Raw genomic sequence first — 23,406 nt, 5'->3', positions numbered from 1 at the left:
TCGAAAAGTTATGTAAAATCAGGGCAACAGGACACTATTATGGGTAACTTGGATACACCGGTCACACTGTCGGCCAGTGCCGCAAAAAGGATCTCGACATTGATCGAGAAGGAAGGTAATCCGGACCTGAAATTCCGCATCGCCGTCAATGGCGGTGGCTGTTCCGGATTCCAGTATGACTTTAATCTGGTCAAGGACCAGAAAGACGACGACCTCGTGGTCGAACGGGATGGCGTCACCATGCTGGTGGACGGCCTGTCCCTGCTCTATCTGACCGGCTCTGAAGTAGACTTTGTCGAGGAACTCGCCGGCTCCATGTTTGTGGTCAAAAACCCCAATGCAACAGCCGCCTGCGGATGTGGCTCCTCTTTCGCTGTATAGACGCCGTTTAGGATAACTCATGAAAATAGCATCCTGGAATGTGAACTCCGTCAAGGCACGACTGCCCCGGGTGGTGGAATGGCTGTCTGAATTTCAGCCAGATGTGGTCCTGCTCCAGGAACTGAAATGTGTTGACGAAAATTTCCCCCGCATGGAGATCGAGGAACTGGGTTACAATGTAGAGACTCACGGCCAAAAAACCTACAACGGGGTTGCCATCCTGTCCAAATACCCGATCGAAGACGTGATGGTCGGCCTGCCCGGTGACAAAAGTGACGAACAGGCCCGTTATCTGGAAGCCACCGTCAACACCGTCCGGGTTGCCGCCATCTACCTGCCCAACGGCAATCCCGTGCCGGGCGAGAAATTCGATTATAAACTCAAATGGATGGATCGCCTGATCAAACGGGCGAAGAAACTCCTGAAAACCGAAGAGGTCTTTGTTCTGGGCGGTGACTATAACGTCTGCCCGAAGGACGAAGATTGCTATGCACCGGACCGCTTTGCCAGTGATGCCCTGTGCATGCCGGAAAGCCGGGACAGGTTCTGGACCCTTGTTAACCTGGGCCTGACTGACGCCCTGCGCGCCTTTCACCCCAGCGGTCACGACTATACCTACTGGGATTACCAGGGCGGCGCCTGGCAGAAGGACAACGGCCTGCGTATCGATCACCTTCTCCTGTCCCCGCAGGCGGCAGACAGGCTCAAGGCCTGCGATGTGGACCGTAAGCCGCGCGGGAAGGAAAAAGCCTCCGACCATACCCCGATCTGGTGCGAACTGGATTTGCCTGAATAGGCTACTTCCGATCAATGGCTTCCAGTATTTCGTCTGTCAGGCCGAAACGGTAGCGAAAAGCAAGGCCAAACATACTGCTAAAGACGGCAAAAATATAAAATGACACCAGAATATTAAGCAGGCTGATCGGCAACATAATCCAGCTCAGGCTGCTCTTTATCATCGCTGCCTCGCCCAGACTTTGGTAAACACCAGCTCGCGGTTCCCATGTCATGATCATTACGGGGATCATGGAAATCCCGACACTCAGAAGGGAGGCCAGAACGTAAGTCGCGGATAGCGGCAGAAAAATCCCCTTCAGTTTTGCATCAAAGGGCACCCGCTCCTGTGCCTGAAGTTTGTTTTTCTCATTCATGGCGCCGGTGACAAGATCCACACCAAAACGGCTGAAAATATAACTGAGAACAAACGCAAAAATCAGTGTCATTACTGCGCCATATATAAACAATTGCCTGAATATAACCTGCAATTCCTGCTTACCACCTACTGTGGGAAACAAGTGAACACCCATAAAATTAGTCATTATTGCAGATAGCAGGAAAAATATGATTAAAGAGGAAAACCCGCCTATAATCCCTATCAGGATCAAACGTCCGATATTGCCCCATACGCCGCTGTAGAAACGTTTTATTCCTGTCGGATATTTCTGTGAGAATCCCAAACCCTTTCGTATCCACTCATTCATGATACCACCCATGCCCATGAGCATCAGAATAAAAAGGGGAATAACCAAAACCGCGGTTATCGGTCCTACCACCGATGCAAGAACCAATCCGGCAAAATAAACCAGCATAGGCACCAGAAATACCCCGACAGACAACAGTAAAAGCTTCATATCAGAAAAAGGCAGAGCGAAACTTTGCTTAAAAAGTTCGAACTTTGGAATTTTGCAAATATCGAATTGTTCCGGAAGTGCATTGCCGGACGGCTGGTCCGGACCAAACAGATTAGACGATGTCATTAGATCCCCCAATTATAAAATGTTAGAATGAATTCATTATACCAAGACAAATTCTATCTGCTAAACTGTAAAAAGCAAGAACCTGGACATCACAGTATTATTTGAGCGCAAACATGTATGTATTTCCCACAGACCAGCAGATAGAAGAGTTCACTTCCGGTGATCCCGACCTGCCGATCCTGATGGTCAATCTGGTCCGGTTCCGGGAAAATGCCTTCTACCCTGACGGTAGCGATCACGTGCCCTGCTCCGGCCGTGAAGCTTTCGAAGAACGATATGCCAGAAACGCCAGTATCATTGCCGAGAAAATCGGGGCCCGACTTCTGATCGGTGAGGCCGTAAAAAATATATTCATTGGCCCGATGGACGAAAACTGGGATCGTTTCTACCTGATCTGGTATCCGAATACACAGGTTTTTCTCGACCTGCTGGTGACCCCGGCCTATCTGGAACTTGCCGTTCACAGAGTGGCAGGGTTACTTGATTCCCGTATCTACAAATGCGACGGATCAGGTGTTGAGCTATAGATTGCCGTCCAGAAATTCTTTCCGGCCCTGATTATCGTTGTCGGCTTTATCATTCTCATCTTTCCTGTCTGCTGAAGCCTCATCCTCATCAACGAAGACCTCCAGGTCCAGTTGCGACAGATAGACGTTTACAGTACCCCAGCCGGTGGAAAATTCAGATTTGACCGGAATGACAAAAGGCAGGTCCTTCCAGGGCACGACCCAGAGCTTGAACATCTGGGGCTCGGAGCTTTCCTTTTTATCTTCATATTCCCGCTTGCCGCGGATTTTTCCGGACAGAAGTTTCTCGGTAAACTCACAGACAATAGCGTCCCCCTCATAGAGGGATTTACGGTTTTTCGGCAGTTTTTCCACTGTCGGACAATTATAGCTGTATTCAACGGCCGCAGAACCGTCAAAGACCGGTTCGCTGACATATTTCTTGTCCTTACCCAGGGTCTGGATATTGGCCCGGTTTTCGGTGAACAGATTGAGCATATAGGTCATCGGGTCCACATAGTTCCAGAATTTCTCCGGTACCGGCTCCCGCACCCATTTTTTATCCTCGTTATAGATACCGATGGTCAGCGGTTCGCCGCTTCCCGGCTCGCGCTCCAGCACATGCTTGTAATGGGTGTCGCCCCAGTGTCCCTGTTTTTTATAGACCAGCGGCAGCAGGTAACCCTCTTTATCAATCAGTCCCTTGGCATAGGTGGTGCTTTCCGCCTTGCTGAAAAAGCTCAACAGGCCCCGGGTCTGATAGGAGACCATTACCTTGTAACTGTCCTTGGCCAGATAGACCTCCGACGTGATGGTGGAGACCACAAACCCGGCCCAATAGGCGTGATAGGTGGCCTGAAGTTTGAATTTTTCGAATGTCTCTCCTGCCCGAAGCGATGCAGGCGATAAAACACAGATAAGGAAAAGCAGGGACAGCAGCCTTTTCATGCCTTTTCCGCCTCCTCTTCCGGATCATCGTCTGTGGTCTCCAGGCTGAAGGGGGTGAAGTTTGTTTCCGTATCATAGACATCGACGCCCTCGGCTTTTTTAAGGGCCGCAACAATGCGGTAGGTGACTGGCGTCAACACGGCTTCCCAACCGACCTTGAGGAGGAAATTGCTGATCATCACCTGGATCACAAGATCGGTGCTCCAGATCCCCAGGAAAGCCACCGGATAGAAAATCAGGCTGTCCGCCGCCTGCCCGACAATGGTTGAACCGATAGTCCGGGTCCAGAGATGCCGCCCTTCGGTCCAGACCTTCATTTTCGCCATCACATAGGCATTGACGATTTCACCGACGAAAAAGGCGCTGAGCGAGGCAAAAACAATCCGCGGCACCTGGCCGAACACGGACGCATAAATTTCCTGCTGTCCCCAGCCCTCGGCCGGCGGCAGTTCAACCACGACAAAGCTCATGAAAGAGGCGAACGCCAGACCGGCAAAGCCCGCCCAGATCACCTTGCGGGCCCGGGCGTAACCGTAAACTTCCGTCAGGATATCACCGAACACATAGGACAGGGGAAAGAACAACACGCCGGCGCCGAAAACGAAGGGTGCGCCGAAGACTTCCAGCGACGCCACCTTGGCCGGACCGATCAGGTTGGAACAGACCAGCACGGTGACAAACGCCGCCATCACCAGGTCGTAATATTTAAATCTGTGAAGCCCCATTGTCTGGTTATATCACCCGGTTACTTAATTGCCTGAAACTCAGTATCTTGTCGTTTTCTTTGGAGACATTCTGCATAAAACTACAAGTCCTGTACAGTCAAACCAGATAAAACGCCCGGCAATTGAGACAAACCGTCGAAAACAGACTAACCATCACTTGACCTTGTTGATCCTCTTCCATTCTTCCACCATTCGTTCGGCGCGCTCGTAATTGTGCGGCTTCATCTTCTTGGCCAGTTTGTCAGCGGTTTCCCACAAACTGCTATAGCCACTAAACCTCGCCACACTAATCCAGTAATAGGCCATCACCAAATCTTGCTCGACACCACTCCCCTTTTCAAAGGCAAGGCCAAGCCTGTATTGCGCCATGTAGTGCTTGTTTTTTGCCGCCTTGGTTAACCATTCCACAGACTTCTCCAGGTCCTGTATCCCGGTCCCCTCCCGGCTATACAATACCCCGAGGTTATACTGGGCATTAGCGAAGTCTTCTGTATCGGCTTTAAGAAACCAGCCTTCAGCCTGTTTGTAATCAACACCTACACCCTGCCCGGCCAAATACATCATCCCGAGCATGTTCTGGGCAGTGGGGAGGCCCTGATCCGCTGCCTTCCTGTACCATTCGACTGCAAGACCGAGGTTCTGGGGAACAAGCTGTCCAAGTTGGTAAAAGCGAGCAACCACAAACTCACCGGGCGGATACCCCTGTTCTGCAGATTTCAGCAACCATTTAAATGCTTTCGTATCGTCCTGTTCTACGCCACGGCCAGTTTCGTAAAGTCCGCCAAGTTGTGCCATTCCTTCCGGCGAACCGTCTTTGGCAGCTTTTTCGAACCAGTATCGGGCCTTTTCGTAATCCTGTTGTACAAAATTGCCCTTAAGATAGATTTTTCCAAGCGCTATGCGGTACTTAACATCCTGTTCCGCGACCTGATTGCTGAGTAATAATCCCTTTTCGAGATCACGTTCTACACCCGAACCAGTCACATATATCATGCCAAGCGTAAATCGGGCCTCCAGATTGCCCTGCTCAGAGGCCTTTCCATAAAGTTCTGCAGCCTTAGCGAGATCCTTTTGCAGCCCCCTTTTCCCATGTCCATATAGCTTTGCCAGTTCTAACTGGGCCGCTACATCCCCGTTGTCCGAGCGTAGTATCAAGCTCTCTATCGACGCGCTACTGTTGTCTATATTCTTATCACCGTCTAGCGTGGCGGTCCCCGGGTTGTCCTGACCATTAGCCGCAACAGTAGTAGTGAACATCAGCAGCATGCAGCCCATCTGGAAATAGCGATATAATTTATTCAAGAGAGTTCCCCAATTCGTTATTCAATATCCATGCCCAGTTCCGGGTAAAGTTCCGACATCAGCACTGACTTGCCGTTATCCATACGCAGCCGGGCATGATCCCGGGTCAATTGCCGCGGACTGTCGACACCGCAACTGTGGGCGATGATCTTCACTTCCTTTTCCATGTTTTTGGCATAATGATAGACCCGGACCGCCTTGTCTGCCGGGTTGAGGCCGTACTGCAGTTTCTTGTCATGGGTGGTGATGCCGGTGGGACAGGTATTCTTGTTGCACTGGAGAGACTGGATGCAGCCGAGTGCAAACATATATCCCCGGGCTGAATTGACAAAGTCCGCGCCGGCACAATAGGCCCAGGCCACTTCCGACGGGGTGATCAGCTTGCCGCTGGCGCAGACCCTGATCCTCTGACGCAGGCCTGTGGCCTTGAGGATATCGACCAGAAGGGGCAGGCTTTCGCGGATCGGCACACCCATATTGTCAATCAGGCTCATAGGCGCCGCCCCGGTACCGCCATCGGCGCTGTCGACGGTGATAAAGTCCGGTGCGCTTTCTTCGCCGCGCATGGCAATTTCTTCACACAGGTCCCGGTAAAAACCCTCGTGGCCCATAACACTTTTGAATCCCACAGGCTTTCCGGTCACTTCCCGGACGTAATGAACCATATCCAGAAGATCACTGACACTTTTGATTTCCGGATGACGGTTCGGGCTGATGGCGTCCTTGCCCACCTCGATACCCCGGATTTCGGCAATTTCCGGGGTGACCTTGACACCCGGCAGGATACCGCCCTTGCCGGGCTTGGCGCCCTGGCTCAGCTTGATTTCAAACATCTTGACCTGCTCATGTGCGGCAACGGCCTTCAGTTTTTCCTCGTCAAATCCCCCTCCGGGCTTGCGTACGCCGAATTTGGCGGTGCCGATCTGGAAAACAATGTCACAGCCGCCTTCCAGATGATAGGGCGACAGTCCCCCTTCCCCGGTGTTCATCCAGACGCCTGCCTTTTTTGCTCCGAGGGACAGGGCGCGGATCGCCGGCACCGACAGGGCGCCATAACTCATGCCCGACACATTCAGCAGGCTGTCGGTCTCATAGGGACGGCGACAATGGGGGCCGATGGTGACCGGGCCCGGCTCCTGGATTTCCTCGTCCAGATGGGGAAAGGCGGTATTGACAAAATAGACCGTACCGACGGGGCGCAGATCCCGGGATGATCCGAAGGCAATGGTTGAGTCCACATCCTTGGCCGCCCGGTAACACCAGGAACGTTCGGCCCGGTTGAAGGGCATTTCCTCCCGATCCATGGCAAAGAAATACTGGCGGAAAAACTCCCCCAGATGTTCAAAGAAATAACGAAAGCGGGCGATGACCGGAAAGTTGCGCCTGAGCGTACTTTCGGTCTGGGTCTTGTCGACCACATAGAGGATGGCGACCCAGATGATTAGCGTGCCGACCACAAACAGGAACAGATAAGCCAGTATTTCGATAAAATTTATCGACAGCGCGGAGAAACTTCCCATGATACACACCCTTGTTTTTCAGAAGGTTACACGATTTCATACGCAAGTGTGAATAAAAAAAGCCCCGGCATTGAACCGGGGCCTCAAGTCGGACAGTAATGCCGTGACGGATCAGGTCACAGCAGCCTTTGCCTGGTATTCAGGCAAATTCCACAAGTTCTTCCGCATGATCTCTTCCAGACACTCCACCGTGTCCCAGATGTCGCTGTAACGGACATAAAGCGGGGCAAAGCCAAAGCGCAGGATGTCCGGTGCCCGGAAATCACCAATGATATTCTTTTCGATCAGGGCCTGGATGATGGCGAAACCACAGTCATGGGTCAGGGAGACCTGGCTGCCACGCTCGTCTGCCTCACGCGGGCTGACGATTTCGAAGCCGTATCCGTCCAGTTTTTCATCAATCAACTGGATGAACAGGTCGCCGAGCCGTTTGGATTTTTCGCGCATCAGCCCCATGTCAGCCCGGGCCATCATGTCGACGCCAACCTCAAGCAGGGCCATGGACAGGATCGGCTGGGTGCCGGTCATCATCTGCCAGATATCCTCCGCCGGTTCATAATCACGGGCGAATTCAAACGGCGCCTTGTGGCTCCACCAGCCGTCCAGCGGTTGCCGAAACCTGCCCTGGTGCCGTTTGGCCACATAGATAAAGGCCGGCGCACCCGGCCCGCCGTTCAGGTATTTATAGCCGCAACCGACAGCGAAATCCGCTTTCCAGTCTTCCAGGTCCACCGGCACCGCACCGGTTGAATGGCAAAGATCCCAAACCACAAGGGCGCCGACGGACCGGGCCTTTTCGGCAATGGCCTTCACATCCTGGATGCGTCCCGTCTTGTAATGAACATGCACCAAAGAAACCACGGCCACATCCTCGGTAATGGCGTCAAGAAGCTGTTCCCGTTCGGCAAATATCACCTCATGGCCGTATCCCAGATGTTTGGCCAGTCCCTGGGCCACATAGACATCGGTCGGAAAGTTGGACCCTTCCATCAGGATCTTGCGACGGTCGGCCTTCATATCAAGCGCCAGGCTCAGTACCTTGAACAGGTTAATGCTGGTATTGTCACAGACAATCACCTCGCCCGGCCCGGCCCCGACCAGGCCGGCGATTTTATTGCCAAGCCGCTCACACAGCTCGAACCAGCCGGCCTTGTTCCAGCTTTTGATCAGGTCCTGACCCCATTCCTGCTCGACCACTTCCCGGGCCCGTTCTTTGGCCTTTTTCGGCAGCGGTCCAAGAGAATTGCCGTCCAGATAGATGACGTCGTCAGGCAGTTCAAACTCATTCCGGAAAGAAGCCAGCGGATCGGAACGGTCCAGATCCTCACACTGTTCACGGGTCAGCATTCAGTTACACTCCTTATCGGAAATTTCGCTTGTTCGGAAATCCCGTTTACCATATCCGGGAATGATATTCCCGGCACTTGATTTAATCTGTTTTCGTACTGGAAAAGTTACCACTGTTTTCCCTGTCAGTAATTCTTTTCTGACCGGAAAAAACAGCAAAAACTGCGCCAGGAAACCATCTAAACAGACAAATATGTCAAAGAAGAGGATGCGGGCAAAGGATAGAGGGCAGAGGATAGAGGATAGAGGACAGAGGAATGGCAAATGACTTCTGGCGGAGCGGTGAAAGCGAAAAGCTGAAGCACCGGCGTTCCAGACAGATAACTGGTCCCGCCGATGCCCGCCCTATTGGCTCCTGTCAGCCTGCACTCAGGCTGCTTTTCCCTTTTTGGTCCGGGCGCGACCGGCAGCAATAATTTCCTCAGCCAGTTCGTCCGCAATGACATTGGTCGGGCGGTTCTCCTCGTCAGACCGGCGGTAAATGGTCAATAGCGTATTATAGACATTGGCTACTTTCTGCCGCACCCAATCCACGTCATATTCACCGCGGGCTTCGGCGGAAACATTGATGATGCCGCCTGCATTGATCACATAGTCCGGCGCATAAAGGATACCGCGATCCTTCAGCATCTGGCCATGTTCGTCCCGGGCCAACTGATTATTGGCAGCACCGGCGACAATGGTTGTTTTCAGGGCGGGGATTGTTTCGTCATTAAGGACCGCGCCCAGCGCACAGGGGCACAACACGTCGCATTCCACGGTCAAAATTTCAGCCGGAGAAACCACAGTGGCGCCGAATTCGGCAACAGTCCGGTCAAGGGACGGCTGGTGAATGTCGGAAACAACCAGTTTCGCACCCGCATTATGCAGGTGACGACAGAGGTAATAGCCAACATGACCAACACCCTGCACGGCAATTGTCAGTCCGTTCAGGTCTTCTGTTCCCAGCTTGTATTTTACTGCCGCGCGAATTCCCTCGAAAACACCATCGGCGGTAAAGGGCGACGGATCGCCGCTGGCGTGTTCGCCTTCATTCAGGCCGATAACATGTCTGGTTTCCCGGGCGACAATTTCCATGTCCTCCACGGAAATCCCCACATCCTCGGCAGCGATATATTTACCGCCCAGACTTTCCACCATACGACCGAATGCCAGGAACATTTCCTCGCTCTTGTCGCCATGCGGGTTGCCGATAATGACCGACTTGCCGCCGCCAAGTTTGAGACCGGCAACCGCATTCTTGTAGCTCATGCCGCGAGACAGACGCAGGGCATCCGCAATGGCATCCATTTCATTGTCATAGGGCCACATGCGGCACCCGCCGCCTGCCGGACCCAATGTCGTGTCATGGATGGCGATAATTGCCTTCATGCCGGTTTCCTTGTCATGCAGATAGACAAGTTGCTCGTGACCCCTAAACTGGTTTGCTTCGATCATTGTTCTGACTTTCTTCCTCGTTATTCCGTGTTACTTTTATTCAGTCTCTTCCCTGCCCGCTCAGGCCGGATTTTTTTCTTCAGCTTTTCCGGCATCGTCGGCGGAGGCAACTCCTGACTCCATATCTCCGAGCATAGCCGTCAGTTTTTCCCGCTGCTCTTTCAGGTTACGTTCCTTCACATGGCCGTATCCGCGTATAGCGTCCGGGAAAGAAGCAATTTTTACACAAAGCCGGTAATTGTCTTCAGACAGCTTTGCCAGTATTTTCTCAATCACTTCCTCATAGTCGCGGACAAGCTGACGCTCCTGACGACGCTCTTCTGTATACCCGAAAATGTCTAGCGTAGTACCCCGCAAAAACTTTCCTTTTGCCAGAATGCCGAAAGACTTTAGCATCCAGGGGCCGAATTCCCGCTTTTTGGGCAGGCCCGTGACTTTGTCCTTTTTCTCAAGGATCGGCGGCGCCAGATGGAAGCGCAACTTGTAATCGCCTTCAAACTGGACCTCCAGTTTTTTGAGAAAAGCACCATTGCTGTAGAGCCGGGCCACCTCATATTCGTCTTTGTAAGCCATCAGCTTGAAATAATAGCGGGCAACCGCTTCACTCAGTTCGCCGGTTGTTCCGAACAGTTCGGTTTCCCGGTCCTCAACATGCCTTACCAGTTTCATATATTTACGGGCGTAGGCCGCATTCTGATAGCCGGTGAGATATTTCTCGCGTTTTTCAACAATCTCCTCAGGCGTGTCAGCAATATGCTCGTGACTTGACGGATCAAGCAACGGCCGGACGATTTCTTCCACCTTTTCCGGTGCATGGGCGGCAAGACGTCCGCAGGCAAAGGTCTTCAGGTTCTGTTGCACAGCCACGCCATTGAGCTCGATGGCTTTTTTCAGGGAGGCAAAAGACAGCGGCACCAGCCCCTGTTGCCAGGCATACCCCAGCATAAAAATGTTGGTGGCAATGGAATCACCGAGCAGGTGCGTGGCAATTTCCGTCGCCTCGATGAAATAACGGCCGTCATCCCGGGTATGCTCGGTAATGGATTTTTTCAGCGCCTCTTCCTGGAAATCTATGTTGTTATGCTCCACAAAGGAAGACACCGGGATCCGGTGTGAATTGATCACCGCACGGGTTCTGTTTTTCTGGATCGCCTCAACGGCCTGCGGACTTGCCGCCACCACCAGATCACAAGCGAGCAGCAGATGGGAGCCGCCGGTCAGAATATGCGGTGTCCGTAATTCATTCATGTCCGGACCAAGCCGCACATGAGACAATACCGCACCACCTTTCTGGGCCAGACCGGCCATATCCAGGATGGAACTTGCCTTGCCCTCTACATGGGCCGCCATGCCAAGCAGGGCGCCAATGGTCAGTACACCTGTGCCGCCGACACCGGACACCAGGATATTATAGGCATGATCCAGCTCCGGTACTGACGGTTCAGGAATATGTTCAAGAAGTTCCTCGAATCCGGTCGCTTTTGTTTTGCGCAGCTTGCCGCCAAGAACACTGACGAAAGACGGACAGAAGCCCTTCACACAGCTGTAATCCTTGTTACAGCTGGACTGGTTGATGGTCCGTTTACGGCCATATTCGGTTTCCAGCGGTTCAACGGACACACAGTTTGACTGAACGGAACAGTCACCACAGCCTTCACAGACCGCATCATTGATGAAGATGCGTTTATCCGGGTCCGGAAAAAGACCACGCTTGCGGCGACGGCGTTTTTCCGCCGCACAGGTCTGATCATAGATGATAACCGTGCAGCCTTCGGTGTTGCGGGCCTCTTCCTGGATGGCCGGCAATTCATCCCGGTGCAGAACAGGAACGTGGGACGGAATACCGCTGCGATTTTCGTAACGGGACAGATCCTCGGTCAGGATCCAGATTTTCTTTGCCCCCTCGCCCGCCATCTGGGCGGCGATACCCGGTACGGTCAGTTGTCCGTCATGGGGCTGGCCGCCGGTCATGGCGACGGCATCATTATAGAGAATTTTATAGGTAATATTCACCCCGGCAGCGATCGACTGGCGAACCGCCAGCAGGCCGGAATGAAAATAGGTCCCGTCCCCCAGGTTGGCAAAAATATGTTTTTCATCTGTGAAAGGTGATTGGCCGACCCACGGCACACCCTCGCCGCCCATCTGGGTAAAGGTGGAGGTGTTACGGTCCATCCACAGGGCCATGATATGACAGCCGATACCGGCTGCGGCACGACTGCCTTCCGGAACTTTGGTGGAGGTATTGTGGGGACAGCCTGAACAGAAATAGGGCGTTCGCGCCAGCGGCGTGGCATAGTTTTTCTGCATTTCTTCCCGACAATTGAAAAAATCCAGCCGTTCGTCAATGCGTTCACTGTGATAGAAGCGGGAAATACGGTCGGCAATCACATGAGTAATAAGGCCGACACTGAGACCGTTATCAGGCGGCAACAGCCATTTGCCCTTTTCATCATATTTACCCACCACCCGGGGACGAATATCCGCAGGCATGTTGAACAGCTGCTGCTTGAGCTGGTTTTCAATCAACTCGCGTTTTTCCTCAACAATGAGGATTTCATCGAGTCCGGTACAAAAGGCGCGCACTCCTTCCGGCTCCAGCGGCCAGGGCATACCGACCTTATAAACACGCAGACCGATCTGCTCGGCGACGTCTTGATCGATCCCCAGTTCAAACAGGGCCTGACGCACATCGCCATAGCTTTTGCCGCTGGTGATAATACCGAAACGCGGCTTGGTACTGTCCATGACAATCTGGTCGACCTTGTTTTTCTTTACAAAGGCCAGCGCGGCAAACAGTTTGTAGCGCTGCAGGCGATAGTCCTGTTCTTTCCAGTTGTCGTTGGGGCGGATATGAACCCCGCCCGGCGGCATTTCAAATTCCGTTTCATCCGGGAACAGGATTTCGCGGTTTTCCCGGCTTAAGTCCACGGTCGCGGTGGTTTCCGCGGTTTCACTGGTCACCTTGAAGGCCGTCCAGCAGCCGGAATAACGGGACATGGCGATACCCAGCAGGCCGTACTCCACGAATTCCTGGATATCGGCCGGATAAAGCATCGGCAGCATGGTGGCATAGAAACTGTGATCGGACTGATGCGGCAATGTGGAGGATTTGGCCGAATGATCATCCCCGGCAATGGCCAGAACCCCGCCGTAACGGCTTGTGCCGGCAGCATTGGCATGGCGGAAGGTATCGCCGGTCCGGTCAACGCCCGGGCCCTTGCCGTACCAGATACCGAACACACCATCATAATTGGCGCCCTTGAACATATTAACCTGCTGGGTGCCCCAGACCGCCGTTGCTGCCAATTCCTCGTTCAGGCCCGGCTGAAAGTGAATATCACTGCTGTCGAGTATTTTTTTGGCTTTCATAACCGCCTGATCGTACCCGCCAAGCGGAGATCCCCGGTAGCCGGAAATAAAACCGGCCGTGTTCAGCCCGGCTGCCTGATCGCGCCAGTGCTGAACAATCGGAATACGCACCAATGCTTGTGTACCGGACATGAAGGCACTGCCTTCTTCAAGCATATATTTATCATCGAGGGAAATAAGGTCTTTTTTCAATGCCCTGCTCCATTTTCCATACCAGCCCTATAATGAATTATTTTTGCATATTTTTTGCGAAATTAAGTTTCTTTTTTGATTTCAATACCGTATTTTTGGCTATATTTTGATTGTTTTTTAGCAATAAGAGAAATAAACATGCTAGATAAGTTAAACGACATAGACCGGAAGATCCTTGATACTCTTCAGCAGGATGCCAGCCTGACCAATACGGAGCTCGCCGACAAGGTGGGCCTGTCGACTGCACCCTGCTGGCGCCGGGTAAAACGCCTGGAAGAACTCGGCATTATTGACAGGCGTGTCGCCATTCTCAATCCGGAGAAACTAGGCCTGCATATTGTGACCTTTGCCAATGTTAAGCTGTCGCATCACAAGGACAACGCCCTGGAAGAGTTCGAGAAACTGATTGAGGTCTATCCGGAAGTGACCGAATGTTACACCATCAGCGGATCGATGGACTATGTCTTGAAAATCGTGACCACGGATATGAACGCTTATGAAAACTTCCTCCGGCAGAAGCTTCTTAAAATGGAAATGGTCAACGAAGTTCATTCGCGCTTTGCCGTTACCAAAGTCAAATACACGACGGCCCTGCCGTTGAAAATTTCGCGGTGAAGCGGCCACCTCAAACGACCGTTTGATTTTTATATTGCCCGTCTGTGCTATCTGATTTAGACTCCCGTCATTCAATCTTTATATCCGGGAGATCATCATGAGAGACGCTGTCGTTGTATCCACAGCCCGCACACCTATCGGGCGCGCCTTCAAGGGCGCTTTCAACAATACCAAATCCCCCACCATGGGCGGACATGTGGTCCGTGAAGCGGTCAGACGTTCCGGCCTCGAGGGGGCGGAAATTGAAGACGTCATCATGGGCTCGGCCCTGCCCTGCGGCACCACCGGCTGGAATATCGGCCGGGTCAGTGCGATTACCGCGGGCCTTCCGGTCACCGTAGCCGGCATGACCATCGACCGGCAGTGTTCGTCCGGCCTGATGTCAATCGCCACGGCGGCCAAACAGGTGATGTATGACGGCATGAATGCAATTGTTGCCGGTGGTCTTGATAACATCTCCCTGGTTCAGAACCAGGCTTTTAAATGGATGATGGAAACTGCCGATCCGAATGTGCTGAAGGCCAATGAACATGCCTATATGCCTATGCTGCAGACAGCAGAGGTTGTCGCCAGAAAATACAAGGTAAGCCGTGACGCCCAGGATGAATATGCGCTTCTCAGCCAGCAGCGCACCGCCATCGCCCAGCACGAGGGCAAATTCGATGACGAAATTGTTCCCCTGCCCAGCGTCATGATGGTCAAGGACAGGGAAACCGGCGAAGTCTCGGAAGTTCCTGTAACCCTCGAAAAAGATGAAGGCAACCGTCCCTCCACCTCGCTGGAAAGCCTGCAGAGCCTGAACCCGGTCATTGAGGGTGGCACAGTGACGGCCGGCAATGCCAGCCAGTTGTCCGACGGCGCATCCGCCTGCGTGGTGATGGAAGGCAAGCTGGCCGAACAGAAAGGCCTCACTCCTCTCGGCATTTACCGGGGCATGACCGTGGCCGGTTGTCCACCTGAAGAAATGGGCATCGGCCCGATCTATGCCATTCCCAAGCTGCTGAGCCAGGCAGGCCTTTCCATCAATGACATCGGCCTGTGGGAACTCAATGAAGCCTTTGCCGTGCAGGCGCTTTACTGCCGCGACCATCTGGGCATCGATCCGGAAATCTTCAACGTCAACGGCGGCGCCATCTCCATCGGCCATCCTTATGGCATGAGCGGATCGCGTATGGTTGGTCACGCCCTGATTGAAGGCAAGCGTCGCGGCGTCAAATATGTGGTCGTGACCATGTGCGTCGGCGGCGGCATGGGCGCAGCCGGCCTGTTCGAGGTAGTCTGACCGTAAAAATAGAACAGGAGCCGAAATGGAACGGACAATCTATCGGGCCTGCCCGCTGTGTGAGGCTATCTGCGGGCTGGAAATCAAAACGAAAGAGCGGGAGATTGTCTCCATACGCGGCGACAGGGACGACCCGTTCAGCCGCGGTCATATCTGCCCCAAGGGTGTGGCCCTGAAAGATATCCAGGAGGATCCGGACCGTCTCCGAACTCCCCTGAAAAAAGTGAATGGCGACTGGCAGGAAATCAGCTGGGACGAAGCCCTCAATGAAGTGACGGACCGGCTGTTCAGCACGCGAGAGACCTTTGGCCCGGATGCCATCGGCGTCTATCTGGGCAATCCCAATGTCCATAACCTGGGGTCCATGACCCATGCGCCGATATTCTATAAAATGCTGCGCACAAAAAACCGCTACTCCGCCACCACTGTGGATCAGCTGCCGCATCAGCTGGTCAGCCATCTGATGTACGGCCATCAGTTCCTGCTGCCGGTGCCGGATATCGACCATGCAGACTATATGCTGATCCTCGGCGGCAATCCTCTGGTCTCCAACGGCAGCATGATGACCTCTCCGGATATCAAAAACCGCCTGAAAGCCATACAGGACCGGGGCGGAAAAATTGCCGTGATCGACCCCCGGCGGACGGAAACCGCCCACATGGCGGATCGGCACCATTTTATCCGCCCCGGCGGTGATACGGCCCTGCTGCTGGCGCTATTTAAAATTCTGCTGGACATAGTCGAGCCGGAGAAACGAGCTCATCTCTCCAATCACTTGGACAAGCTGGACCAGGTTGCAGATATGCTTGACGAGGTTTCTCTGCAGGACTGCGCAAAACAATGCGGCATTTCAGAAGCCGATATCCACAGCATTGCCGCTGAATTCGCGACCGCCGAAAAGGCCGTCTGCTATGGCCGGCTCGGCGTCAGCGTCACGGAAAACGGCACCCTAAATCACTGGCTGATCCAGATGATCAATATGGTCACCGGAAATCTGGACCGTGTCGGCGGCACCCTGATCACTGACCCGGCCATCGACCTGGTTGGTATGAATATGATCGGTCCCGGCGGCTATAATCGCTGGTGCAGCCGGGTTAACGACCTGCCCGAGGCCTGCAGCGACCTTCCGGCGACGGAAATGGCCATGGAAATCCTCACCCCCGGCGACGGACAGATCAAAGCCATGATCGTGGCCGCCGGCAATCCGGTGCTCAGCACCCCCAACGGCAAACAGCTGGACCGGGCGCTGGAACAGCTCGACTTCATGGTGGCCGTTGATTTCTACCTCAACGAGACCACCCGCCATGCGGATATCATCCTGCCGCCGACCGCACCGCTGGAGCATGATCATTATGACCTGACCTTCCTGATGCTGGCCGTGCGCAATGTCACCCGCTACAGCGAAGCGGTTTTTGATCCGCCTGCAGGCGCGCTGCATGACTGGCAGATCTATGACGAACTGACCCGGCGCATGGCCATAAAAATGGGCGCGTCTGTAACGGCCAAAAGCCGCGCCCCTGAACGCCTGGTTAATCTGGGCCTTGCTTACGGCCCTTACGGCAAGCGAAGAGGAAAAGCCCCTGGCCTTTCCCTGAAAAAACTGAAGGATAATCCCCACGGCATCGATCTGGGAGCGCTCAAGCCCGGGTTGCTTAAAAAACTGCGGACAAAAAACCGGAAAATTGACTGTCTCCCCGACCTCATTCGGGACGGCCTTTCTCCGCTTCTGGAAAAACTCAACTCATATTCCGCAGATGCGGGCCTGAAACTCATCGGCCGGCGCCATCTGCGCTCCAACAACAGCTGGATGCATAACTACGACCGGCTGGTCAAGGGCAAGGACCGCTGCACCCTTCTTGTTCATCCCGATGACCTGAAAAAATACAATCTGGGCGATGGCACCTATGCCCTTCTCAAATCCCGGGTGGCGGAGCAAAAGGTCCTGGTGGAAAGTTGCGAAGACATGATGCCGGGCACCGTCAGCCTGCCCCACGGCTGGGGCCATGACCGGGAGGGAACCCGTCTTGATGTCGCCAGTGCCCATGCCGGCGTCAGCGTCAATGACTTCACCGATGATTTATTACGGGACCCGATCGCCGGCACCGCCGCTGTGAATGGTGTCCCCGTGAGTTTGCATGCTTTGAAAAGCGACGTTAAAGTATAGTAAAAGGCACTTGTTGAGGGATTTACTTTAATGCGTCAAACAACTCTGGTTATATTATTTTCTTTTATACTAACTGCATCATATACTCAGAAGACGTTCTCGTCTCCTACTGAAGAAGTAGAAGCACCGAAAATAACTTCTCAACTAAAAGACAGCGTAGAAAAATTAGGACTTAAATGGGGGAGTCCTGTTTTCATTCAAATTATCAAACAAGAAAAAAAACTCTATTTATGGATAGAAGATCCAAACGGTAGATATCTTCTTTTCAAAAGTTACGGTATCTGCGCTTTTACCCATACCCTAGGACCGAAGATCACGTCGACACACACAGAAGCTCCTGAAGGTTTTTATGCTGTCAGCCCAGTACAAATGCACAGAAAATCAGAATATCATCGTTCTTTCGATCTTGGCTTTCCTAACGCTTATGATATAGAGCACGGTCACCCTGGCGGTAACTTGGAAGTTCATGGAGATTGTAAAAACACGGGAGGTTATGCTGTAAATTATGAGTTCAAATTAGGCCACACCCCTATTACAACTTTTTGGGCTTTGAATAATCGCCCAATCGAAGAGCTATTTTCTCTCATGAGTGCTGCCTTCACGGCTGGACAAACGGAAATACAGGTGCATATCTTTCCTTTTGCATTAGACAAACAAACCCTTGCGGCTTGGGTCGATGATGGGTGGCATGAGTTCTGGACCGAACTTGCACCAGCGTGGCAAATTTTCGAGAAAACGAAACGACCACCCCGGATCAAATTCCATGACGGCAAATATGTTATTCAGCCGGCAAGTGCCAACCCCGAATAAAAAAGGCCGGGGAAAACCCGGCCTTTTCGTTTGAACTCAGATAGTCTTATTCATAGGATGGCGGCACATCCACATCGCCGCGCTGTTTCTGCAAACGCAGGCGCAGGGCGTTGAGCTTGATAAAGCCTTCCGCATCGCGTTGATTGTAAACCTGGTCTTCCTCGAAAGTCACATGCTCCATGCTGTAAAGCGACTTGGGCGACTTGCGGCCGACCAGCGTCACACTGCCCTTGTAGAGCTTCAGACGCACTGTGCCTTCCACATGCTGCTGCGACTTGTCGATCAGGGCCTGAAGCATCTCGCGCTCCGGCGAGAACCAGAAACCGTTATAAATCAGTTCCGCATAGCGCGGCATCAGTTCATCTTTCAAATGCATGGCGCCCCGGTCCAGGGTGATGCTTTCCATGCCCCGGTGTGCCGTCAGCAGGATGGTGCCACCAGGTGTTTCATAAATACCGCGGCTTTTCATACCGACAAAACGGTTTTCCAGCAGGTCGAGGCGACCGATGCCGTTGGCACCGCCCAGTTCGTTCAGTCTGGTCAGCAGGGTCGCCGGAGACATTTTCTCGCCGTCAACGGCCACCGCATCACCGTTTTTAAACTCGATCTCGATATAGGTCGGCGTGTCAGGTGCTTCTTCCGGGGACACAATGCGGTTATAGACATACTCGGGCGCCTCTTCCCACGGATCCTCCAGGGCCTTGCCCTCGCTTGAGGTATGCAGCAGGTTGGCATCAACAGAGAACGGCGCTTCACCGCGCTTGTCCTTGGAGATGGGAATCTGGTGCTTTTCCGCATAATCGATCAGCTTGGTCCGGCTGTTGAGATCCCATTCCCGCCAGGGGGCGATGACCTTGATGTCCGGGTTCAGGGCATAATAACCAAGCTCAAACCGGACCTGGTCATTGCCTTTACCGGTGGCGCCGTGACAGACCGCCTCGGCCCCCACGGCTTTGGCAATTTCAATCTGGCGCTTGGCAATCAGCGGCCGGGCGATGGAGGTGCCCAGCAGGTATACCCCTTCATAAAGCGCATTGGCCCGGAACATGGGGAATACATAGTCACGGACAAATTCTTCACGCAGGTCCTCGATATAGATTTCCTTGCAGCCGAACATTTCCGCTTTCTTGCGGGCAGGTTCGAGCTCTTCTCCCTGGCCAAGGTCGGCCGTGAAGGTCACCACTTCGCAATTGTAGGTATCCTGCAGCCATTTCAGGATAATGGAGGTATCCAGGCCGCCGGAATAGGCAAGAACCACTTTGTTGATTTTATCAGTCATCAGGAGGCATCCTTTTACTCAGATTTCTGCCTTGTCAATACTCTGACACCCGTTGCAGGTCAACTGAAAAGCCGAGGAATACAGCGAGAAAAAAAGGCTGCCGTCTGAGGAGACGGCAGCCAGCCCTTCTACGGAGGATAGCTATTAATGTGTGGTCTAATAACTATCATAGGGTTTGATTAGATCCATGCACTACAGACAGCGTACTTTTGGATCATACAAAAGATATGACCCGCCAGTGGAAATAATCCGCCAGTATATTTTGAAAATTATTATCAGGACCGCAAATTTGCGGCCAAATCCTAGAAGCGGGCTTCCACCCCGAAATAGAAATAGGGCCCGAGAACATCATAAAAATTGGGGAAAGTATTGGCCTGTTGCTGGCTTGTCCCCACATGTCTGGGTACATTATTGAAGACATTATCCACACCGGCCCGCAGCGTAATCTCGTCAGTCATATAATATTTCAGATAGAGATCGAAATAACTTTCCGCCGGGATCGACGGCACCGCCAGATCCTCCGGATTGGCACCGCTCAGCACCGCACCTTCCTTAACCTTGCTCAAGAACCGCCATCTCAATGCTAGGCTCAGAGGTCCGCTGGTCCAGGTGGTCATCTGGGTGAAACGAAACCGCGGATGAGGGTCCCCACAGTGGGCCCCAAAATAACCGGCACAATCATACCCTTCAATACCGTCTGCAGGATATAGCTTGTATGTAAAAACATAAGACCCCTGAAAATATATATCCAGCATATCAGCGCCACTGAATAGTCCGCCGTTTAGTTCCTTAAAATGAAACAGTTGTATATCTACGCCTGATGTCCATGCTTCCCCCTCATTGAACATAAGTGCATTGATGTAATCCAGATGACCGCCTTCAAGCCTGTGAATAGACTGACAATAGCTACTGTTAATATCGCCATTCCGGTAACAAAGGTTCAGAATATTCTCTGTTCCCCCGGCCAAGACATCAATCATGTCATGTATTTTTATGTCGTAATAATCCACGGTTAACTGTGTGTTCTCCAAAAAAGCGGGCTCAAACACAAAACCAACGGAAATGGTATCAGAATATTCTTCTTTGAGATTCTCATTCCCCCCGTAAATGCTGCGAATTTGTACACTGATCTGCTCAAATTTCCCGGTTTGTCCCAGCGGGACACCGGTTGCTTCACACAGGCCGGCAATGTCAGGATAGGATTCGGCATGACCGGCGGCACAGGGGTCGGCCGCATCTTCAAAAACCTCAAACCGGCCAGCAAAAAGTTCAGTTATGTTGGGTGTTCTGACAGCACGCTGATATTGTCCACGGATCGCGAGGCTCTCCATCGGAGACCAGAAAATCCCCGCTGCATAGGAATCCGCCCTGCCCGATGTCGAAAAATCCGATAATCGGAACGCCCCGGATACTTCCAGGTCGTGACCATGGGTTTCACGCCTCAAAACAGGGATATTTATTTCCCCAAAGATTCCGGTGACGCTGTATTTGCCGCTCAATGCCTCTACCAGATTAAATCCAAGGGGTTCGTTGCTGGCCAGAGCCTCATCAACGCTCAGACTGCTGCTCTCCTCGCGCCAGTCCACCCCCAGTAGAAAGCTGATTGCATCAGGCAGCAGACTGTCCAGTTCCCCGTTCAACTGGACCGAGGCGATCTTGCGCGTATATTCGGTGCGATTTGTTGTATCTACGCTGATATAGTCGCCAGCTTCCTGAGATATATTTCCTTCCCCAAACACATTTGCCGGCACGCAGCCTTCGTCTCTCGCCTTTTCACTGGCACAAACATATTCCCCATCCAGCTCTATGATGTTCAATGCGTTTCTGAGGCGCACGCCGGAAATGTCATTCAGACGCAACTCATCATGTGTATAGTTGCTGTGATTGTAACTGGCCGACAGGACAAGTTGGTCGGACAGCTCAATATCCGTTCCCAACACAATATTGAATGTGTTTCGCTTGTTTTCGATACGACGTGGGCCGGTTTCCGTAAACCGCCGGGCAAGTAAGGGGATACTGGCAAGGCCATCACCTTCAAACAGAAGATGTCCAGAGCTCCCGGCTTCCGGAATGCCGACTGCCGCTACCGGCGTGCCATCAGAGTTCCATAAAGGATTTGCAGATATCAGTATTCCCTGGTCATTGTATATGAGGTCTAGCGCCTGACGCGCCTGTATCGCGCTGCCCTGGGCATCAAATAGTAATTCCCCCCCGCTGCTACGAGCCTGCATGATGTGTCCGGTTCCGTACCAGTCGAGGCCCTGCAATCCCAACCTTCCCTCTTCATTCAGAAAGGGATTGTTCACTGGAATCACGACATCTGACATAAATCCCGGTGTTGGAGCGATCTCCGTACCCACTGTGTTGTGGACAAACAATGTCTGTAGAAAGAAATCCACTCCGTCAGCAAGTTTGTAGTTGGCGCCTGATGTCATCATCCATCGGTCCTGCGGAACCTGGAGATAATTATCCGGCGCAAAATTATAAGAATCTGTAATACCGTCGTAGGGAATACTTTCGCCATCGGGCGTAAAAGTCTGTAATCCGGGGTAGAAACCGTTTGCCGGGGCACCAAAAACCAATGCCCCCGGGATTGCCGAACTTCCCTGCCTGATCAACCCGGGCACACCGCCAAGTGTGGAAGCAAGCGGTGTCCCGTAACCAAATCTGTCGTCCTCGCTTCCGTCCACAATAAAATAGTCAGAAAGTGCATATTTTGAAAAGTCACGATCCTCCTGCAGCAGGGAACTCCGGTTAAGGTAACCAAGGTGAAAATAAATATTTCCCTCGCCAGCTTTGAGGCTCTGGCCATAGACTATGTCCCAGTTCCATTTATCCGCATCGCCCTGACCGGAAACCTTGTACTGACTGTCGACAAGAAGTCCTTCAAAATCATCTTTCAGGATAAAATTGACAACACCGGATATTGCCCCGGACCCATATACCGCAGAAGTTCCGCCCGTTACAATCTCTACCTGATCAAGCAGAATAGTGGGAATGGCATTCAGATCGACCACCCCCTCCTGGTCGCTGGGCGCAAATCGGCGACCGTTAACCAGGACAAGCGTTCTGGTCGGCCCCAGGCCACGCAAGTCAACCGTAACCGTGCCATTGCCGGGATTATTGGAATGGGCGGTCAGGCCCGGCACAACCTGCGAAAATCTATTTATAGCATTTTCCACATTAACCGTACCTGTTGTGGAAATCATCTCTGAATCCACAATCGAAAGCGGATTTGCTGTTGTCACTTCCTGACGCGCCAGCTGTGACCCTGTTATGACCAGTTCCTCCAGCAATTTTTTCTCGATAGCTTCTTCTTGCTCACCCAGGGAGCTAATCATATCATCGAGCGCAATATTTCTCGCTTCCTGATGTTTTTCCTTCTCAAGCTGCAGATCCTTTAACCGCAATTCCCGGTCCCTTGCCACATCAAAGCGGATGATAATGGTCCCGTCAGGATTTCGATATGTCCGCAGGGGTGTCTCCTGCAACAGTAACGTCAGAGCCTCAGTTGCATTGAGTTTTCCCCGAAGCGGCGTTGCCGTATATTTGTTTGCAATATCATAGGGAAAAATGATTTGTTCACCGGTGACACGGGCGAAAGTCAGCAGGGCCTCGGCCAAGCTTTGGCGGTCGATGGAAAAATCGATTTGCTGCCCGGAGGGTTCAGCGGGAAATGCAGAAGGCGCATGAAAGAGCAAGCCCACTGACAATATCGTCAATGTTCTCAAAAGCCGTCCGGCACATGCATAAAATTCGTTGCCCAACA

17 protein-coding genes are annotated in these 23,406 nt (G+C 52.7%); 7 read left to right on the top strand and 10 right to left on the bottom strand.

The window, feature by feature from the left end; all coding sequences use genetic code 11:
* The first annotated feature begins 39 nt into the window (after positions 1-39).
* Positions 40-381, top strand: a complete 342-nt coding sequence (erpA, locus tag ACORNT_RS11825) for an iron-sulfur cluster insertion protein ErpA (RefSeq protein WP_321390920.1) — start codon at positions 40-42, stop codon at positions 379-381.
* Between the two features lie 19 nt (positions 382-400).
* Entirely contained in the window at positions 401-1,177 is a 777-nt protein-coding gene (xth, locus tag ACORNT_RS11820; RefSeq protein ID WP_321390917.1) for an exodeoxyribonuclease III, read from the top strand.
* Position 1,178: 1 nt separating this feature from the next.
* Here the strand turns inward: xth and ACORNT_RS11815 are convergent, their stop codons facing one another.
* On the bottom strand, positions 1,179-2,138 hold the full coding sequence (locus ACORNT_RS11815) for a hypothetical protein (protein ID WP_321390914.1): 960 nt from the start codon (positions 2,136-2,138) through the stop codon (positions 1,179-1,181).
* A gap of 113 nt (positions 2,139-2,251) precedes the next feature.
* Between ACORNT_RS11815 and ACORNT_RS11810 the strand changes: the two genes are divergently transcribed.
* Positions 2,252-2,665, top strand: coding sequence for a hypothetical protein (locus tag ACORNT_RS11810; protein ID WP_321390912.1), 414 nt, complete (start codon positions 2,252-2,254; stop codon positions 2,663-2,665).
* Here the strand turns inward: ACORNT_RS11810 and ACORNT_RS11805 are convergent.
* The 7 genes from ACORNT_RS11805 to ACORNT_RS11775 form a co-directional block, all read right to left on the bottom strand.
* Positions 2,660-3,592: a DUF3108 domain-containing protein gene (locus ACORNT_RS11805; protein WP_321390909.1), complete on the bottom strand. Its 933-nt coding sequence runs from the start codon at positions 3,590-3,592 to the stop codon at positions 2,660-2,662. The genes ACORNT_RS11810 and ACORNT_RS11805 overlap by 6 nt on opposite strands.
* Positions 3,589-4,317 (bottom strand): queuosine precursor transporter, encoded by a 729-nt coding sequence (locus tag ACORNT_RS11800; RefSeq protein WP_321390906.1) that lies wholly within the window; start codon positions 4,315-4,317, stop codon positions 3,589-3,591. The genes ACORNT_RS11805 and ACORNT_RS11800 overlap by 4 nt, the downstream gene beginning before the upstream one ends.
* A gap of 153 nt (positions 4,318-4,470) precedes the next feature.
* Positions 4,471-5,619 (bottom strand): tetratricopeptide repeat protein, encoded by a 1,149-nt coding sequence (locus ACORNT_RS11795; RefSeq protein WP_321390903.1) that lies wholly within the window; start codon positions 5,617-5,619, stop codon positions 4,471-4,473.
* A 17-nt stretch (positions 5,620-5,636) separates the two neighbouring features.
* Complete coding sequence (locus tag ACORNT_RS11790) at positions 5,637-7,139, bottom strand: FMN-binding glutamate synthase family protein (RefSeq protein WP_321390902.1); 1,503 nt, start codon at positions 7,137-7,139, stop codon at positions 5,637-5,639.
* 111 nt (positions 7,140-7,250) lie between these two features.
* Positions 7,251-8,486, bottom strand: a complete 1,236-nt coding sequence (kynU, locus tag ACORNT_RS11785) for a kynureninase (RefSeq protein ID WP_321390899.1) — start codon at positions 8,484-8,486, stop codon at positions 7,251-7,253.
* 369 nt (positions 8,487-8,855) lie between these two features.
* Positions 8,856-9,923 carry a Glu/Leu/Phe/Val dehydrogenase dimerization domain-containing protein gene (locus ACORNT_RS11780; protein ID WP_321390896.1) on the bottom strand — a complete coding sequence of 356 codons (1,068 nt, stop codon included), beginning with the start codon at positions 9,921-9,923 and terminating at the stop codon, positions 8,856-8,858.
* 60 nt (positions 9,924-9,983) lie between these two features.
* Positions 9,984-13,487, bottom strand: coding sequence for an indolepyruvate ferredoxin oxidoreductase family protein (locus ACORNT_RS11775; RefSeq protein WP_321390895.1), 3,504 nt, complete (start codon positions 13,485-13,487; stop codon positions 9,984-9,986).
* Positions 13,488-13,625: 138 nt separating this feature from the next.
* On the opposite strand from ACORNT_RS11775, the gene ACORNT_RS11770 reads away from it, so the two are divergent.
* The 4 genes from ACORNT_RS11770 to ACORNT_RS11755 all read left to right on the top strand — a co-directional run bounded on the left by ACORNT_RS11770 (position 13,626) and on the right by ACORNT_RS11755 (position 18,358).
* Positions 13,626-14,102 carry an Lrp/AsnC family transcriptional regulator gene (locus ACORNT_RS11770; RefSeq protein ID WP_321390893.1) on the top strand — a complete coding sequence of 159 codons (477 nt, stop codon included), beginning with the start codon at positions 13,626-13,628 and terminating at the stop codon, positions 14,100-14,102.
* Between the two features lie 97 nt (positions 14,103-14,199).
* A complete protein-coding gene (locus ACORNT_RS11765; protein WP_321390891.1) occupies positions 14,200-15,384 on the top strand; it encodes an acetyl-CoA C-acyltransferase in 1,185 nt (394 codons plus the stop codon).
* Positions 15,385-15,409: 25 nt separating this feature from the next.
* Entirely contained in the window at positions 15,410-17,548 is a 2,139-nt protein-coding gene (locus ACORNT_RS11760; RefSeq protein WP_321390890.1) for a molybdopterin-dependent oxidoreductase, read from the top strand.
* A gap of 30 nt (positions 17,549-17,578) precedes the next feature.
* A complete protein-coding gene (locus ACORNT_RS11755; RefSeq protein ID WP_321390888.1) occupies positions 17,579-18,358 on the top strand; it encodes a hypothetical protein in 780 nt (259 codons plus the stop codon).
* 46 nt (positions 18,359-18,404) lie between these two features.
* Here ACORNT_RS11755 and ACORNT_RS11750 read toward each other — a convergent pair whose 3' ends face one another.
* The gene (locus ACORNT_RS11750; protein ID WP_321390885.1) at positions 18,405-19,637 is read right to left on the bottom strand and encodes an argininosuccinate synthase; all 1,233 of its coding nucleotides are present in this window, start codon (positions 19,635-19,637) and stop codon (positions 18,405-18,407) included.
* A gap of 302 nt (positions 19,638-19,939) precedes the next feature.
* Positions 19,940-23,404, bottom strand: a complete 3,465-nt coding sequence (locus tag ACORNT_RS11745; protein ID WP_321390883.1) for a TonB-dependent receptor — start codon at positions 23,402-23,404, stop codon at positions 19,940-19,942.
* Positions 23,405-23,406 lie beyond the last annotated feature (2 nt).

Origin of the sequence: Emcibacter sp. (assembly GCF_963675455.1) — a bacterium.
Lineage (GTDB): Bacteria > Pseudomonadota > Alphaproteobacteria > Sphingomonadales > Emcibacteraceae > Emcibacter.
The sequence above is the reverse complement of the archived record's forward strand: the minus strand, read 5'-3'. Positions and strand labels throughout refer to the sequence as shown.